Origin of the sequence: Arthrobacter sp. Helios (genome assembly GCF_023167125.1) — a bacterium.
GTDB lineage: Bacteria > Actinomycetota > Actinomycetes > Actinomycetales > Micrococcaceae > Arthrobacter_B > Arthrobacter_B luteolus.
In genome coordinates this window covers 893,358-909,059 of sequence record NZ_CP095402.1, presented here as the reverse complement: position 1 = coordinate 909,059, position 15,702 = coordinate 893,358, and the positions used below count along the sequence as shown (strand labels likewise).

The window sequence follows — 15,702 nt, the reverse complement described above, 5'->3', positions numbered from 1 at the left end:
CGAAGGAGTCCCAAAGATGACAGAAACAACCATTCACAAGGGCCTGGCCGGAGTGCTGGTGGACACCACCAGTATTTCCAAGGTCAACCCCGAGACGAACTCCCTGCTCTACCGGGGCTATCCGGTCCAGGAGCTCGCTGCCCGCTGCAGCTTTGAAGAAGTGGCCTATCTGCTGTGGAACGGCGAGCTGCCCACCGCGGAGGAACTGGCGGAATTCACCACCGGCGAGCGGTCCCAGCGGGCCCTGACGCCGGAGCTGAAGGCGGTAATCGATGCCCTGCCGTCGACGTGCCATCCCATGGATGTCTGCCGGACCGCGGCGTCCGTCCTGGGCGCGGAGCATCCGAAGGCCGAGGACTCCTCCCGGCTGGCCAACATGGAGAAGTCCGTCAGCCTCTTTGCCGCCATGCCCGCCGTCGTCGCCTACGACCAGCGCCGCCGCCGCGGCGAGGACCTGGTGGAGCCGCGGGAGGACCTCGGATATGCGGCGAACTTCCTGTGGATGACGTTCGGGGAAGAAGCCGCGCAGGACGTCGTGGAAGCCTTCAACGTTTCGATGATCCTGTACGCCGAGCATTCCTTTAACGCCTCCACGTTCACGGCGCGGGTGATCACCTCCACGTTGGCAGACCTGCACTCCGCAGTCACCGGCGCGATCGGTGCCCTCAAAGGCCCGCTTCACGGCGGCGCCAACGAAGCGGTGATGCACACCTTCGAGGCGATTACCGCCAGCGCTCAGGGCGACGACGTCGCGGCCCACGCCGCGGCCTGGCTGGACTCCGCGCTGGCGGACAAGAAAAAGATCATGGGATTCGGCCACCGGGTCTACAAGAACGGGGACTCACGCGTGCCGACCATGAAGGCCTCCCTGGACGCCATGGTCAAGCACTATGACCGGGCGGACCTGGGTGAGCTCTACACGGCCCTGGAATCGGCGATGGCCGAGCGGAAGAACATCCTGCCGAACCTCGATTACCCGGCGGGTCCGGCTTATCACCTGATGGGCTTCGACACCGCCACCTTCACGCCGCTGTTCGTCGCAGCGCGGATCACCGGGTGGACAGCGCACATCATGGAACAGCTCGAGTCCAATGCCTTGATCCGGCCGCTGAGCGAATACAACGGCGCGGATGAGCGGCACCTGGGCTAACCTGCCGCTTCAACTAATAACGCCCGCTGCGGGTTCGGTCTTCGGGCCCGCGGCGGGCGTTTTTTTGTGCAGATTCAGGGAGCGCTACCCGGCCCCGGGAGCGGGCGGGCCCGGGGCGGAGAACATCCGGCGGGACGCGTCCTGCTGGGCGAGCCTGCGCAGGGCCAGCAGCAGCGGCTCCACCAGGACGGTTCCCAGGACGACGTACCGCATGGCGTCCGGCGGGTTGACCGGAACCTGCTCCACCTCCCGGGTGGCCAGCTCCCGCATCGCGGCGGCGTACATGTCCAGGAATCCGGCCGGAGGCTCGAAGCCGCCGTCTTCCAGGCCCTGCAGCGCCCGTTCCAGGCCGCGCCGCGCGTTATGGTCCTCCGGGTCGATCTGCCAGCCCCACGCTTCCAGCAGCGCGTCAGCCCGGGGATGGTCCGCCTGCTGCTGCTCCTGCTCCTGCTTCGGCTGGGCACCGGCGTCCAGGGCATGATGTGCAGCCCCGAGCAGATCATGGCCCGATTCCGGCGGATCATCGAGCTGGCGCAGCACCTCTCCCGCAGCAGCTACCGACAGGCCACCCGCCCCCAGCAGGGCGCGGATCAGCCGCAGCCTGGCCAAGTGGCCGTCGTCGTAGTCGGCCTGCCGGGGAGCCGTCTGCCGCCCGTCATGAAGCAGGCCGGTCCGCAGGTAGAACTTGATGGTGGCCACCGGCACATCTGACGCGGCGGCTAATTCTGAGATCCGCATGGCAATCCCCCTTGTGCTGGATAGTGTAACTCTCTAGTCTGGATAGCATCACTATCCAGCAGTGAAAGGGGCCTCGTTATGGCTCGCATCGTCAGCCAGCGTTCAACCCATCATCACACCGGACCCCTGGTGGTGTTCCTGATCGGCATGCGGATCAACCGTCCGTGGCGTCCGGACCTGTGGATCCCGGCCTTTGCCGCCATGCCGCGGATGCTGGCGGAGCTTTCGGCCGATCCAAACTCCGGTCTGCTGGGATACCGCCTCACCATCGGGGCAGGAGGACCGCTGGTCATCCAGTACTGGAAGTCCGCCGAGCAGCTGTTCGCCTATGCGAGCCAGCCGGACGCGGCTCACCGCCCGGCCTGGGCGGCGTTCAACCGGCGGGCCCGCAGGGCACCGGGCAGCGTCGGCATCTGGCACGAGACCTATGTGGTGGACCGCGCCGAATCCATGTATGTCGGTATGCCGCTGGCTGGGCTGGCCAAGGCCACGGCGGTGGAGCTGGTGGACGACGGCAGCCGCGCGGCGGACCGGCTGGGTCGCGCGGCGCACTAGCTCTGGCCGGGCTGGAGCCGGGTCAGACCGGTTCAGGCAGATTAGGAAAAGACGACGCTGCCCACGCACTCGTTATCCGGAGCGAGGGTGACGGCGGCAGCGAAGTAGTCCCCGGCAAGGACTTTGGGCAGCCAGTACGCCGAGTCCTCCCACATCTGGGCATAGGGCACGGCATCCACGGAATACCAGGCAGGCGTGATCTCCGTGGACGGCTCCGGTTCCCCGGTCCAGTTCCAGGTGCGGTAGACCACGGTGGACATGTCCCAGTCCGGCCGGGCCGGGAACATGAACTCAATGCTTCCAGCGGGTTCGAGGTCCTCCTCCGCGACCACAACGCCGGACTCCTCAAAGACCTCCCGAACAGCGGCCTGCCCGGAGGACTCCCCCTGCTCGACGTGCCCGCCGAGGGTGACAATCCGGCCGACGCCAAACCCCGTCTTCTTCAGGCCCAGCAGCACTTCCTGCCCGCCGTCCGGGGTTTCCCGGAACAGGAAGCAGAGCACCACAGGGGTGGCGCGGCTGGACGCCGGGTCCGGCGCTCCGCCCGGGATCCTGCTCACAGCGCGCGGGGGTGGGCCGCGGCGTACACCTCGCGCAGCGTGTCGGCGGTGACGAGGGTGTAGACCTGGGTGGTCGTCACGGATGCGTGGCCCAGCAGCTCCTGGACCACGCGCACATCGGCTCCGCCCTCCAGCAGGTGGGTGGCAAAGGAATGCCGGAGCGTGTGCGGGGAGACATCCCGGTCGATTTTCGCGCGCTCGGCAGCGGCTTTCAGGATGGTCCAGGCGCTTTGCCGGCTCAGCCGTCCGCCGCGGGCATTCAGGAACAGGGCCGGTGTGCCTTTGCCCTTGGCCGCTGCGCCGGGCCGGCCACGGACCAGGTATTCGTCCAAAGCGCGGGCGGCGTAGGAGCCCAGCGGCACCAGGCGTTCCTTGGAGCCCTTGCCGAACAGGCGCACGACGTCGGGGCCGTTGGCCGGAATCCGTTCGAGGGACAGGTCGTCGATGTCCAGGCCCACGGCTTCGCTGATGCGGGCCCCCGTGGAGTACAGGAACTCGAGCAGAGCGCGGTCCCGCAGGCCGGCCGGGGTATCGAGTGGAACCGCCTCGAGCATGCGGGTGACTTCATTGACGCTGATGGCCTTGGGAAGGCGTTTGCCCGGCATCGGCGGATGGACGTCGCTCGCCGGATCAACGGCGGTGACGCCTTCGAGCGCCCAGAATTTGTGCAGGCCGCGGACAGCCACGATGGTCCGGGCAGCGGACCGGATGCTCAGCGGGGCGGCACCGTCGGACCCTTCAACGATCGAACGGGCGAACGCGGTGACGTCGTGGCGGGTGATCGCGGTGACGTCGGTACGGCCGCCGGCGGCCAGGAAACGGGCGTACCGGAGCAGGTCCCGGCGGTAGGCATCAACGGTGTTCCTGGCCAGCCCGCGTTCAACGGCCATGTGCTGGAGATAGCTGCCGATCGCGCGTCCGACGGCGGTGGACCGCAGTTCGTCCTCGGCTGACCTCTTGCTCCCGGCGGCGGGGCCTCCGGCGGCGGGACGGACTGTGCCGGCGGCTGCGGGCTCTGCAGGGGCCGCAGCGGCAGATGCAGCAGGAGACGAGGCTGCCAGGGACGTGGCAGCAGCCAGCTCCGAGCTGTCCAGGATGAGGGTGGGGTTGAGCTGGGACTGCAGAACCAGATCGATGGTGTCGTTGATGGAAGCCCGGTCCTGCGCGGACCGGCTACCGGGGCCGCTGCCTGCGGCGGGGACGGCGGTGGACACCCATTCCCCTAGCGGACGGAACCGTTGGGCCAGGCGTGGTGCTCTGAGTGATGCTCCGGCCACGGCGCGTCGGCCGGCCGGAGGTTGTTATAGCCGGACGGGCGTGCGGCCGCTGCGGCCAGGACGGCAGCAGCTGCCGAGGGACTGTGCAGCCGGCCTTCGAGGACCGCCTGCACGGCGTCGTCCAGGTCCACCCAGAGCATCTTGATTTCGGCTTCCTCGTGGAAACGTTCGTGGCGTTCCGCTTCGGGAATCTCCTGGAGCCCGCGGGCCAGGTAAATGCGCAGTTCTTCGCGCGAGGAGCCGGGTGAGAGAAACAGATCGGTCAGGACATTCCAGTCCTTAGCCACCAGATCGGCTTCTTCTGCCAGCTCGCGTACGGCGGCCGCCAGATAGTCCTCGCCCTCCACGTCGAGCAAACCGGCGGGGATTTCCCAGAGCGTCATCCGCACCGGATGCCGGTACTGGTTGATCAGCAGCACCTGGCCGGCGTCGTTCATGACCAGGACGGCCACGGCGCCGGGGTGTGAGATGAAGTCGCGGACCAGGGGTTCGCCGTCGTCAGTCAGGGTGAATTTTTCCTTCACCACGTCCCAGATGGGACCGCTGTAGGCAACTGTGGATTCCAGCAGCCGTCGCGGACTTTGTTCGTCGGCGAACCCCCGGTCCTCGCTCATGTCCTTACGCCTCCGCGCCCTGGTGAACCAGTGCGGCCTTGACCAGCCCGGCAAAGAGCGGATGCGGGCGGGTGGGCCGCGAGCTCAGTTCCGGGTGGGCCTGGGTGGAGACGTAGTACGGGTGCACGTCCTCGGGCAGTTCAACGAACTCCACGAGTGCACCGTCCGGGGAGGTGCCGGAGAAGACCAGGCCGGCTTCGGCGATCTGCCCGCGGTAGGCGTTGTTGACCTCGTAGCGGTGGCGGTGGCGTTCGGAAACGGCCGTCTTGCCATAGGTCTTGGCCACAACGGAGCCTTCGTCAAGCTTCGCGTCCCACAGTCCCAGGCGCATGGTGCCGCCCATGTCGCCCTGTCCGGCCACGATTTCCTTCTGCTCTGCCATGGTCGCGATCACCGGGTACTTGGTATCCGGTTCGAATTCGCTGGAGGAAGCACCTTCGAGGCCAACCACGTTGCGGGCGTACTCGATGACCATGCTCTGCAGGCCCAGGCACAGGCCCAGGGTCGGCAGCTTGTTCTCGCGGGCGAACTTCAGGGCACCGAGCTTGCCTTCGAGGCCGCGGATGCCGAAGCCGCCGGGCACGCAGATGGCGTCGACGCCGGCCAGGGCCTTGCGCGCGCCCTCTTCGGTGGCGCAGTCATCGGAGGGAACCCAGCGGATCTGGACCTTGGTGTTGTTGGCGAAACCGCCGGCACGCAGGGCCTCCGTGACGGAGAGGTAGGCGTCGGGCAGGTCGATGTACTTGCCGACCAGCGCCACCTCCACGTGGTGCTTCGGATTGTGGACGGCTTCAAGCAGGCGGTCCCACTTGGTCCAGTCGACGTCCTTGAACTTCAATCCCAGGTGCTGAACGATGTACGCGTCCAGGTTCTGGGAGTGCAGGGTCTTGGGGATGTCGTAGATGCTCGGGGCATCCGGGCAGCCGATGACGGCGTCGACGTCAACGTCGCACATGCGGCCGATCTTGTCGCGCATGGCATCGGGAACCGGACGGTCCGAGCGGATGACGATCGCGTCCGGCTGGATGCCGATGGATCGCAGGGCTGCCACGGAGTGCTGGGTCGGCTTGGTCTTCAGCTCCTGGGACGGACCGATGTACGGAACCAGGGAGACGTGCAGGAAGAAGACGTTGTTCCGGCCAATGTCCTGGCGGACCTGGCGGGCCGCTTCGAGGAACGGCTGGGACTCGATGTCGCCGACAGTGCCCCCGATTTCGGTGATAATGACGTCCGGGTGCTTCTTCGCCTCGGAGGGCAGGCGCATCCGGCGCTTGATCTCGTCGGTGATGTGCGGAATGACCTGGACGGTGTCACCGAGGTATTCGCCGCGGCGTTCCTTGGCGATGACGGTGGAGTACACCTGCCCGGTGGTCACGTTGGCCGACCCGTCGAGGCTCTCATCAAGGAAACGCTCGTAATGGCCAATGTCGAGGTCCGTTTCGGCGCCGTCATCGGTCACGAAGACTTCACCGTGCTGGAAGGGGTTCATTGTGCCCGGATCCACGTTGAGATAGGGATCGAGCTTTTGCATGGTCACCGAGAGGCCGCGTGCCCGAAGCAGGTGACCGAGGCTGGAGGCCGTCAGTCCCTTGCCGAGGGACGATGCCACGCCGCCGGTGACAAAGATGTGTTTGGTCGTAGAAGACGACTTGGGAAACCTGGAATTTGATCGCTGCACCACGGAATTCGAGCCTATCACCTTTTGTTGGTCTGGGTAGTTGCTTCACCGGGGACGGCAGCCGTCGCCAGCAGTTCCTCGGCGTGGGCGCGGGCCGACTCCGAGTCCTCGTGGCCTGCGAGCATCCGGGCCAGTTCCCTGATCCGGGCCTCGCGGTCCAGCACGACGACGTCGCTGGCGGTTACGCCGGATCCGTCGTCTGCCGAGGTTGAGGTTTTAATCACGCGGATGTGGTGGCCGGCGAAGGCCGCCACCTGCGGCAGGTGCGTGACCACAATGACCTGAACATGGCGGGCCAGCATGGCCAGCCGCCTGCCGATTTCGATGGCGGCCTTGCCGCCGACGCCGGCGTCAACTTCGTCAAAGACAAACGTCGGGACCGGGTCCACCTCAGCCAGCACCACTTCGATGGCCAGCATCACGCGGGAGAGTTCGCCGCCGGACGCGCCCTTGCCCAGCGGGCGGGGCGGCGCCCCGGGGTGCGGGGCCAGGAGGAATTCGATGGCGTCCGCGCCGTGTGGTCCCATCTCGCCGGTGTTTTCCACGTTGATGACCAGGCGGGCATCCGGCATCGCCAGGGCCGCGAGTTCGGCGCTGACCCGGCTGGAGAGTTCCCCGGCGGCCTCGGCGCGCAGCTTGGTCAGCCCGGCGGCCTCATCCTGCAGCCGGGTCTCAAGCGCCGTCAGCTCGGCTTCGAGGGATTCGATCCGGTTGCCGTCGTCGCCCAGGTCCGCAAGGCGTGCCCGGCTCGTTTCGGCCCATTCCAGGACCTCGTCGATGGACGGCGCATATTTGCGGACCAGCGTCGCCAGTTCGGCGCGCCGGGACTCCACTTCGGCCAGCCGGCCCGGTCCCTCGCTGTCGAGCGAGGCACTGTAGCTGGAGAGCTCCGCAGCGATGTCCGTCAGGATGTAGCCGACTTCCGCCAGCCGCTGGCCGGCCTGCGCCAGCGCTGGGTCGTGTTCGCCGGCCTGTTCCAGCTGGCGCTTGGCGGCGTCCACCAGGGAGGTCGCGTCGGATCCGTCGGCGAAGTCGCCGGCCACCAGTGCCTCGTGCGCCTTGACGGACGCCGTCCGCAGTTCTTCGATGTTGCCCAGGCGCATGGCCTCGGTCTTCAGCGTTTCATCTTCCGCCGGCTCGGGTGCCGCGGCGTCGATCTCTGCCAGCGATGCTGCCAGGAACTCCGCCTCCCGTACCCGTTCCCGTGCGGTCTCCCGCAGCTCCGAGAGCTCAGCAGCAGCGGCCCGCCAGCGGGCGTACCCGGTGCGGTAGTCCTCCAGCGCGGCGCGCAGGGACTCCCCCGCGTACTTGTCCAGTGCCTCGCGCTGGGCAGTGGCACTCTTGAGCCGCAGCTGGTCGGTCTGGCCGTGCACCGCAACGAGGTGGCTGCCCACTTCTCCGAGGACTCCGACGGGCGCCGAGCGGCCGCCCAGGTGGGCGCGGCTGCGGCCGTCGGCGTTAACGGTGCGGGCCACCAGGAGTTCGACGCCGCCGTCGACCTTTTCGAGCTCCGCCCCGGCTTCCACGGAACGCAGCACGGCTGGGCTTTGCTCCGGCAGCCGGACCACGGCTTCGGCCAGCGCTGATTTGGCACCGGTGCGGACGGCTCCGGCGTCCGACCGAGCGCCCAGCAGAAGTCCCAGGGCCGTGATCACCATGGTCTTGCCGGCACCGGTCTCGCCGGTGACGACGGTGAATCCGGACCCCAGAGTCAGCGTTGCATCGGTGATGACACCAAGGTCGCGAATGCGTATTTCCTCGATCACGGAATTCCTCCTCCGCCTTCGGCTGCGTCTGCAGGATGGTTCACGGGTCCGCGCCAGCCCTGTGTGGGCAGCTGGAACTTACGGACCAGCCGTTCCGAGAACGGAGTTTCGTGGGTGCGTGCCAGGCGGACCGGTACGCTGGACCTGGTGACTTCCACCCGCGCTCCGGGCGGGAGATTGAAGCTGCGCCGTCCGTCGCACCAGAGCACACCGTTTGCTGCGTTCCGGGCCAGGATCTCCACCGCGAGGATGGATTCCGGGGCAACGACCAGCGGCCGGGAGAACACGGCGTGGGCGCTGATCGGCGTGATGAGCAGGGCTTCCACTTCCGGCCAGACCACGGGACCGCCGGCGGAAAAGGCATAGGCCGTGGAACCGGTGGGGGTGGCCATGACCACGCCGTCGCAGCCGAAGGATGAAATGGGACGTGCGTCCACCTCCATCACGATTTCGAGCATGCGCTGGCGGTCGGCTTTCTCAACGGCGGCTTCGTTCAGGGCCCAGGTATGGGCCAGCAGGGTGCTGTCCAGCCAGACCTTGACGTCGATCGTCATCCGCTCTTCGACGGTGTAGGCCCGGTCCACGACCCAGCGCACCGTTTTTTCCAGGTCCTCGCGTTCACTTTCGGCCAGGAATCCCACGTGCCCCAGGTTCACGCCCAGCAGGGGAACCTCGGTGCCCCGCACCAGTTCCGCGGCGCGGAGGATGGTGCCGTCACCGCCGAGCACCATGCCCAGGTCCACCCCGCCGAGCTGGACGTCGTCGTGCAGGATCTCGGTGGGTGCCGTGAGCTGTCCGTATTCGGCCTGAATGTCCTCCAGGTCCTGGGCACGCATGACCGGGGTCAGCCCGGCGGCATGCAGCTGGGTGCAGACTTCCTGGGCCGCAGCCATGGCGGCCTTCCGGCCGGTGTGCGCGAGCACCAGTATTCGTCTGCTCATATTTTTCCAGTCCTGTTCTGCCCCGCGAGGGGGCAAGTGTGTTGCTGTCCAGTCAGTCTTGTACGCCTTCCGGCACCTCCGCAAACGCCAGTCCCTCCTCGGAGGTTTCTTCGAACACGTCATTGACCAGCGCTGATGCTGCCGCCGACCGGTCGGCTGCGGCACGGACGGAGCTCACTGGAACCGTCATCCACATAAAGAATTCCACATTCCCGTTCTGGCCGGGCAAAGGACTGCGGGCGATTCCGGCAATTTCCAGACCCGCGCCGACGGCGGCCTCGGCCACACGCTCAACTGCCAGGCGGTGCCGGGCGGGGTCGGTGACGACGCCGGTGCGGTTCAGCAGTTCGCGTCCCACCTCGAACTGCGGTTTAACCATCAGCAGCAGGCTGCCGCCGGGACTGGTGGCAGCAGCCAGCGGCCCGACAACCATGGTCAGGGAGATAAAGCTAAGGTCGGCAACCGTGAGCTCCACGGTGCCGCCGATCTGGTCGGGGGTGAAGTAGCGGACGTTCATACCCTCGAAAACACGCACCCGGGGGTCGGCGCGCAGCGAGTCCACGAGCTGTCCGTGGCCCACGTCCACTGCGGCAACCTCCCGCGCCCCGGCACGCAGCAGCACATCCGTGAACCCGCCCGTGGAGGCACCGGCGTCCAGGCAGCGGAGCCCGGCCGGTGACACCCCGGGGAAGGCCGCCAGCGCGCCGGCCAGTTTGTGCCCTGCCCTGCTGACGTAGTCCGGGCCGCCGTCGTCCGCGATGCTCAGCAGCTCCTCCGGCTGGACGGCAGCCGAAGCTTTGGTCAGCACCGTGCCGTCGCGGGCGACCCGGCCGGCAGCAATAAGTTTCGCCGCGTGGGTGCGGGAGCGCGCGAGGCCACGGCTAACGAGTTCCTGGTCAAGCCTGCCCACGGCTACCCCGCTCCCGGTCCGGGAACGGGGCTCCCCTGGGTTCCCGGGGATTCCTCGTTCAGGGCCGCAAGCAGCCCGTCATGCAGTTCCGCATAAAGGCCGGCGTGTTCTGCCACCGGGAGCTCAGGCACCCGGTCCAGCCCGGCCAGCACGGCGTCGACCCGGGGGTCGCCGGTTGTGACCGGAGCGTCCGGAACACGCATGGCAGCGCTTTCCCGGGCAGGATGGTTTCCGGCCGCCGGAACCGCCTCCGTTCCAGGATCCTCTTCGTTTTTGTCCACGGCCTCAGCCTAGCTGCCGCTGCCGACAGTCCAGCGGACTTCGGGGCTGGTCGCCGCCGGGGAGTCCGGGTGGGCGTCCCACCACGCTGCACAGGCCGCCCGCCACCCGTCGAGGGTCTCTTCGGGCGCCGTGATCTCCACCGCGCCTCCCACCACCCGGGCGAGGGCGTCCCCGCAGCGGTAGCCTTCCCCGGAACGGGCCACCTCCGGGTAGGGCTCATAGAGGGCCGCGAGGTTCGGGATCAGATGGACCGGCCGTTCCGCGGCGCGGGCTGCCAGCGCAGTGGCCGGGGTATCCACGCCGGTGAGAACCAGCGCTGTTGCGTAGCCCGCAGTGTTGCCGCCGAGGATGTCGGTATCCAGCCGGTCGCCGACGACGAGCGGCTGCGAGACACCAAGGTGCCGGGCCGCCGTCGTAAACAGGGGTGCCTCCGGTTTCCCGGCAACCAGCGGTGTCCTGCCGGTGGCGGCCGCCACCGCGGCCACCAGTGTGCCGTTACCCGGGGCGATGCCGCGGGCCTGCGGGATGGAGAGGTCGGTGTTCGTAGCGACCCAGACGGCCCCGGCCGCGACGGCGAAGGCCGTCTCTGCCAGGTCCTTCCAGCCCAGTTCCGGATCGAAACCCTGGATCACGGCCACCGGCCCGTCATCGGCGGAGCTCACCGGTTCCAGATCCTGGGCACGGACCTGGTCCGCCAGCGTGGCGCTGCCGGTCACCAGGACCCGGCTGCGGGCAGGGACAAGCCCGGCAAGCAGCTCGGCCCCGGCCTGGGCAGAACCGAACACGGTTTCCGCGGTGGCCGGCGCGCCCAGCTCCCGCAAGTGCGCGGCAACCGTTTCCGAGGAACGGGAGGCGTTGTTCGTTACGTAGGCCAGCTTGATGCCGGCTGCTTCCAGCCGCTGCAGTGCCTCCGGCGCACCCGGGATGGCGTGCGGTCCGGCATAAACAACGCCGTCGAGGTCCGCAAAGACCGCGTCGAAGTTCTCTACCAGCGCCCTAGTCATGACGCTCCGCGGTGTCCTCGGCTTCCATATCGCCGCCGAGGCCGGGTTCCCCCGCCTCCGCCTCTACGGATGCATCGTCCACATCGGCTTCTTCTGCTTCTTCTGCTTCTTCTGCTTCTTCGGCACCGAGGAGGGCTTCACGCTCGTCACCGGGCAGGGCGTCGTCGGATTCGTCCTCTTCAGAGTCCGGAATAGCTGCCTCAGGGACCTGGGCATAGTTGCCGGAGCGGTCCTCGGCGGAAGCCGAGGCATCCCCTTCGGCGGAGTCCCGGCGGAAGCGCGGCTTGGCGGGAGCTTCGTCGTCGTCGCCCAGATCCATGATCTCAGGTTCAGCGAACTCTCCCATGCCGAGCACGCTTTCGGCCAGCAGTGCCTGCCGGCGCCAGGGCTCGGCTTCGCCGCCGCGTCCTGCGAGTTCCAGGGCATCGGCGTAGGCGCGGAACAGCCGGGGGCTGTAGGAGAACGCACGGTTCTTATCCAGCTGCGGGATCTCCAGGGCGTGAACGGCGGCGTCGTACTGCTCCATGTCCATCCGGGCACCCGAGGCTGCGATCGCCATGTCCACCTTGCCGGCAGCATCCATTTCGGCTGCTTCTTCGGAGCGTGCCAGGTCCAGGGCACGGTCAGGACGGCCCAGCCCGCGTTCGCAGTCAGCCATCATGGCCAGGTATTCGTTCGATCCGCTGATCCGCCGGTGGGTACGGAACTCGCGCAGCGCATCACCGAACTCCCCTGCGGCGTAGGCGGTCAGGGCGACTGCTTCACGGACGGCTGCCATGCGTCCGCCGCGGCGGCTGGCTGCGAGAGCGTGCTGGAAAGCCAGCTCCGGGTCGGTGTCAATCAGGCGTCCGGCCATCACCAGGTGCTTGGAAACCCACTCGCCGTTGACCTCTTCAAGGTTGCGCAGCTGGGCGCGGGTGACCTTGTCCAGCTCCTGCCCTGTGACGTCATCATCAATCTCCGGCGACCGTTCGCGGTCTGCGCGGTTGGCGCTGCGCAGATCCCGGGCATTGTGCTTGCGCTCGGTAACCGGCGCCTCATCGGTGCCGCGTGCCCGGTCATTGCTCCTGTCGTTGCTCCGGGAATCATTGCTCCGGAACGGACGGTCGGACGTCGGACGGCGATCCGAGTCCTTGCGGAACGGCTTACGATCATCGCGGCCGCCACCACCGGCATACGGCTTGCGGTCACCGCGGTCATTGCTGAACGGCTTACGATCATCACGGCCCGGACGATCACCAAACGGCTTACGCGCTCCACGATCATCGCGACCAGCAAAGGGCTTACGATCACCACGGTCACTATTGAACGGCTTACGCTCACCATCACGGCCCGGACGATCACCAAACGGCTTACGCGCTCCACGATCATCGCCACCGGCATACGGCTTACGGTCACCGCGGTCACTATTGAACGGCTTACGCTCACCATCACGAGCCGGACGATCACCAAACGGCTTACGCGCTCCACGATCATCGCCACCAGCAAAGGGCTTACGATCGCCACGGTCATTCGAGAACGGCTTACGCTCACCATCACGAGCCGGACGATCACCAAACGGCTTACGATCATCACGACCAGCACCACCAGCGTACGGCTTACGCTCAGCACGATCACTGCCGAACGGCTTACGCTCCCGATCCTCACGGCCGGCATAAGGCTTACGATCACCACGATCACTGCCGAACGACTTGCGCTCACCATCACGAGCCGGACGATCACCAAACGGCTTACGCGCTCCACGATCATCGCCACCAGCAAAGGGCTTACGATCACCACGATCACTGCCGAACGGCTTACGCTCATCACGGCCCGCATAAGGCTTGCGATCGCGATCGTTGGAGAAGGAACGCCGTTCTCCGTCGCGGGTCGGACGGCTGGCGGACGGCTGGCGGTCGTTGTATGACTTGCGCTGCGGAGGCTTGCGATCGTTCGCCTTGGGGCGTCCCTGGCTGTCGCGTTCTTCTCTGTTGTTCTGCTCGGACATGCTGAGTTCCTCTCGTCGTGAGCCGACCAACGGATTAACTGCAGTCGCTCGTCACTATGTATGTGTAGGTGATGTGCAGGATCTGGCCTGCGAAAGTCGTGGGACCACCTTGGGTCATCTTCAATTCTAAGCCAGTACGGAAGCACCGCCGTCCTCAGTCCCCGCTGTGGCAGTTTGACGCCAGTGAATCTCGCCACTGTCGTCCAAGGAGCGGCAGCGTCCGCTGTGTCCCGAATGTCGAATTGTCCATCCGGAGCCGGTTTCACCACGGCATCGCCTACGGAGACTGGCTCGGGGTGAGCCTTCGCTCAGCGTTGGATAATCGTGTTTTAGTTGCTGCATGCTTTCCAAAGAATGGCCGATGGTGTGGCTTGCCGTGCATGAAGAACGCCGGGCGCTCATCGACGACCTCACAGCCCTCCGGCCAGAACAGTGGGCGGCCCCCTCCCTATGTCCTGGCTGGGACATCCACGATGTCCTCGCCCACCTTGTAAGCACAGCGAAAACCACCCGGTGGGGATTTCTTCGCGGCATGATCGCGGCCCGGTTCGATTTTGACCGCGATAACGCAGCGGGAATAGCTCGGGAGCGGGCGGCGACGCCGGCTGGCACTCTTGCTGAATTCCGTCGCGTAATAGATGAAACGAACACGCCGCCCGCGGCACCTGCAACCCGGCTGGTCGAAGCAATCGTTCATGGCGAGGATATTCGACGCCCTCTGGGTAAGACTCGTCAGTATCCGGTCGAGCCCGTTGCCACAGCACTGAATTATCAGCTGAAGAGAACCGTCGCCATGGGAGGCGGCAAACAGCGGGCGGAAGGAGTACGGCTCATGGCGGACGACTCCGGTGTCATTTCAGGCTCCGGCGACATCGTGCGGGGATCGACTCTATCCATGCTTCTGGCAGTCTCAGGCCGCCCAGTCCACCCGGACGAGTTCACAGGCGAAGGCACCGCTGATTTTCTGAGACGACTCGCCCTGACCGACTGAGAATCCCGCCGCACCCACGCACGTCACACACCGCAGCCGATTACTTCCTCCCCAGCAGACCAGCACGCTGCTGGTCCACCCATGTCAGCACGCGTTCCCACTCTTTGTTGCGTACCGGGACTGGTGTGACCTCAGCAGGTTACACCTGTCACGAAGAGTGGGAACGCGTGTCGCCGCGATGGCCGAGTTCATCAAAAACGAAGGCCATCGGGGTTGGGGAGAGTGGGTGACCGCCGCGTTTCCCATCCGTCGTTACCCATGAGGCGGGTGAGGTCACAACAGATCACTTCTGTCACGAGGGGTGGGAACTGCGGGCCTGCTTGGCGCCGGAAGTCATGAAAGTGGTTGAGGTTCCCCGTCCGGGTGCGCAGGTCTGGTGACCAAACGCCAACAGCCCGCCTTACCTGCGCACCGAGCAACCCGTGTGGGAGGCCAGCATCGCTGGGTGCGTAGCTCTAGTGCCCTAAACACCAGCAACCCGCATTACCTGCGCACCGCGGTGTCCGGCTGCGGAGCACCAACCCGACAGGTAGTCGTGGGTGTGCAGCTCTGGTGACCAGGAGCGGCAGCAGCCCGCCGTCTCTGCGCACCAGGGAAACCAGGCACCGGACCAGGCACGTACGGATGGGTGGGTTTGCGGGTGTGGGTGTTGCGGGATGAACTTCACAGCCCCCCCCGCCGTAGGTGCTCACCAGGACGGGCCTGGGCCCATCCCCGGGGCCGGTCCGGAACCCCGGAATCGACCTGCCGGCAGCAGCCAGGCAAGGCTGCAGGTGGAGTGAGCCGGGCCGAAGCCGGCCCGCCCTGGGCGGGGCGGGCAGCCTGTTTGTGGTTAAGCGGGGTTAAACAGGTCAGGCCCCGCACCAAGGGTGCGGGGCCTGAACCCGGACCACCCAACAGGTGGTCTTCAAATGATTGTCCGGCGGTGACCTACTCTCCCACACCCTCCCGGGTGCAGTACCATCGGCGCTGCGGGTCTTAGCTTCCGGGTTCGGAATGGGACCGGGCGTTTCCCCCGCGCTGTGACCGCCGTAACCCTTCCAACCCAAACCCCTCTTGCTGCCGGCATCATCCCGAAAAGGAGGATGCGGTGGCGGGGGGCGGGTAAATCTGTGGTGGATTACACGGGTACCGTGTATTCAATTATTTGTTCCCTGGAATAACAACCCAACGGGTTGTTGTCCGGGAACCACATAGTGGACGCAAGCAGCATGATCATCACACCCCTCTATATTGCGGAACCGTTTGA

Annotated in this window: 15 protein-coding genes and 1 rRNA gene; 4 read left to right on the top strand and 12 right to left on the bottom strand. The window is 66.5% G+C overall.

Annotated elements, in window-relative coordinates; all coding sequences use genetic code 11:
• The first annotated feature begins 16 nt into the window (after positions 1–16).
• On the top strand, positions 17–1,150 hold the full coding sequence (locus ArtHe_RS03975; RefSeq protein ID WP_248318860.1) for a bifunctional 2-methylcitrate synthase/citrate synthase: 1,134 nt from the start codon (positions 17–19) through the stop codon (positions 1,148–1,150).
• An 84-nt stretch (positions 1,151–1,234) separates the two neighbouring features.
• Here the strand turns inward: ArtHe_RS03975 and ArtHe_RS03970 are convergent, their stop codons facing one another.
• Positions 1,235–1,888 (bottom strand): MerR family transcriptional regulator, encoded by a 654-nt coding sequence (locus ArtHe_RS03970; protein ID WP_248318859.1) that lies wholly within the window; start codon positions 1,886–1,888, stop codon positions 1,235–1,237.
• 78 nt (positions 1,889–1,966) lie between these two features.
• Here ArtHe_RS03970 and ArtHe_RS03965 point away from each other — a divergent pair, with 78 nt between their 5' ends.
• The gene (locus ArtHe_RS03965) at positions 1,967–2,443 is read left to right on the top strand and encodes a DUF4188 domain-containing protein (protein ID WP_248318858.1); all 477 of its coding nucleotides are present in this window, start codon (positions 1,967–1,969) and stop codon (positions 2,441–2,443) included.
• Positions 2,444–2,484: 41 nt separating this feature from the next.
• Here the strand turns inward: ArtHe_RS03965 and ArtHe_RS03960 are convergent, their stop codons facing one another.
• The 10 genes from ArtHe_RS03960 to ArtHe_RS03915 all read right to left on the bottom strand — a co-directional run bounded on the left by ArtHe_RS03960 (position 2,485) and on the right by ArtHe_RS03915 (position 12,331).
• Positions 2,485–3,003: an 8-oxo-dGTP diphosphatase gene (locus ArtHe_RS03960; protein ID WP_248318857.1), complete on the bottom strand. Its 519-nt coding sequence runs from the start codon at positions 3,001–3,003 to the stop codon at positions 2,485–2,487.
• Positions 3,000–3,941 carry a site-specific tyrosine recombinase XerD gene (gene xerD, locus ArtHe_RS03955; protein WP_282568726.1) on the bottom strand — a complete coding sequence of 314 codons (942 nt, stop codon included), beginning with the start codon at positions 3,939–3,941 and terminating at the stop codon, positions 3,000–3,002. Before xerD ends, ArtHe_RS03960 begins: the two co-directional genes overlap by 4 nt.
• A 284-nt stretch (positions 3,942–4,225) precedes the next feature.
• Positions 4,226–4,894 (bottom strand): NUDIX hydrolase, encoded by a 669-nt coding sequence (locus ArtHe_RS03950; protein ID WP_248318856.1) that lies wholly within the window; start codon positions 4,892–4,894, stop codon positions 4,226–4,228.
• 4 nt (positions 4,895–4,898) lie between these two features.
• Positions 4,899–6,593 (bottom strand): CTP synthase, encoded by a 1,695-nt coding sequence (locus ArtHe_RS03945; RefSeq protein WP_066301483.1) that lies wholly within the window; start codon positions 6,591–6,593, stop codon positions 4,899–4,901.
• Positions 6,590–8,338: a DNA repair protein RecN gene (recN, locus tag ArtHe_RS03940; RefSeq protein WP_248318855.1), complete on the bottom strand. Its 1,749-nt coding sequence runs from the start codon at positions 8,336–8,338 to the stop codon at positions 6,590–6,592. Before recN ends, ArtHe_RS03945 begins: the two co-directional genes overlap by 4 nt.
• On the bottom strand, positions 8,335–9,279 hold the full coding sequence (locus ArtHe_RS03935) for an NAD kinase (protein WP_066301492.1): 945 nt from the start codon (positions 9,277–9,279) through the stop codon (positions 8,335–8,337). Before ArtHe_RS03935 ends, recN begins: the two co-directional genes overlap by 4 nt.
• A gap of 52 nt (positions 9,280–9,331) precedes the next feature.
• Complete coding sequence (locus ArtHe_RS03930; protein ID WP_248318854.1) at positions 9,332–10,189, bottom strand: TlyA family RNA methyltransferase; 858 nt, start codon at positions 10,187–10,189, stop codon at positions 9,332–9,334.
• A gap of 2 nt (positions 10,190–10,191) precedes the next feature.
• Complete coding sequence (locus tag ArtHe_RS03925) at positions 10,192–10,470, bottom strand: hypothetical protein (protein ID WP_248318853.1); 279 nt, start codon at positions 10,468–10,470, stop codon at positions 10,192–10,194.
• Positions 10,471–10,479: 9 nt separating this feature from the next.
• Positions 10,480–11,475: an HAD-IIA family hydrolase gene (locus tag ArtHe_RS03920; protein ID WP_248318852.1), complete on the bottom strand. Its 996-nt coding sequence runs from the start codon at positions 11,473–11,475 to the stop codon at positions 10,480–10,482.
• Entirely contained in the window at positions 11,468–12,331 is an 864-nt protein-coding gene (locus ArtHe_RS03915; RefSeq protein ID WP_248318851.1) for a hypothetical protein, read from the bottom strand. The genes ArtHe_RS03920 and ArtHe_RS03915 overlap by 8 nt, the downstream gene beginning before the upstream one ends.
• Before the next feature lie 6 nt (positions 12,332–12,337).
• Between ArtHe_RS03915 and ArtHe_RS03910 the strand changes: the two genes are divergently transcribed.
• Together ArtHe_RS03910 and ArtHe_RS03905 are read left to right on the top strand one after the other, a co-directional pair.
• Entirely contained in the window at positions 12,338–13,381 is a 1,044-nt protein-coding gene (locus ArtHe_RS03910; RefSeq protein WP_248318850.1) for a hypothetical protein, read from the top strand.
• A 442-nt stretch (positions 13,382–13,823) separates the two neighbouring features.
• The gene (locus ArtHe_RS03905) at positions 13,824–14,453 is read left to right on the top strand and encodes a maleylpyruvate isomerase family mycothiol-dependent enzyme (RefSeq protein WP_248318849.1); all 630 of its coding nucleotides are present in this window, start codon (positions 13,824–13,826) and stop codon (positions 14,451–14,453) included.
• A 917-nt stretch (positions 14,454–15,370) separates the two neighbouring features.
• On the opposite strand, the gene rrf is transcribed toward ArtHe_RS03905, so the two are convergent.
• Positions 15,371–15,487: ribosomal RNA gene (gene rrf / locus ArtHe_RS03900) — 5S ribosomal RNA — on the bottom strand.
• Positions 15,488–15,702: the final 215 nt, after the last annotated feature.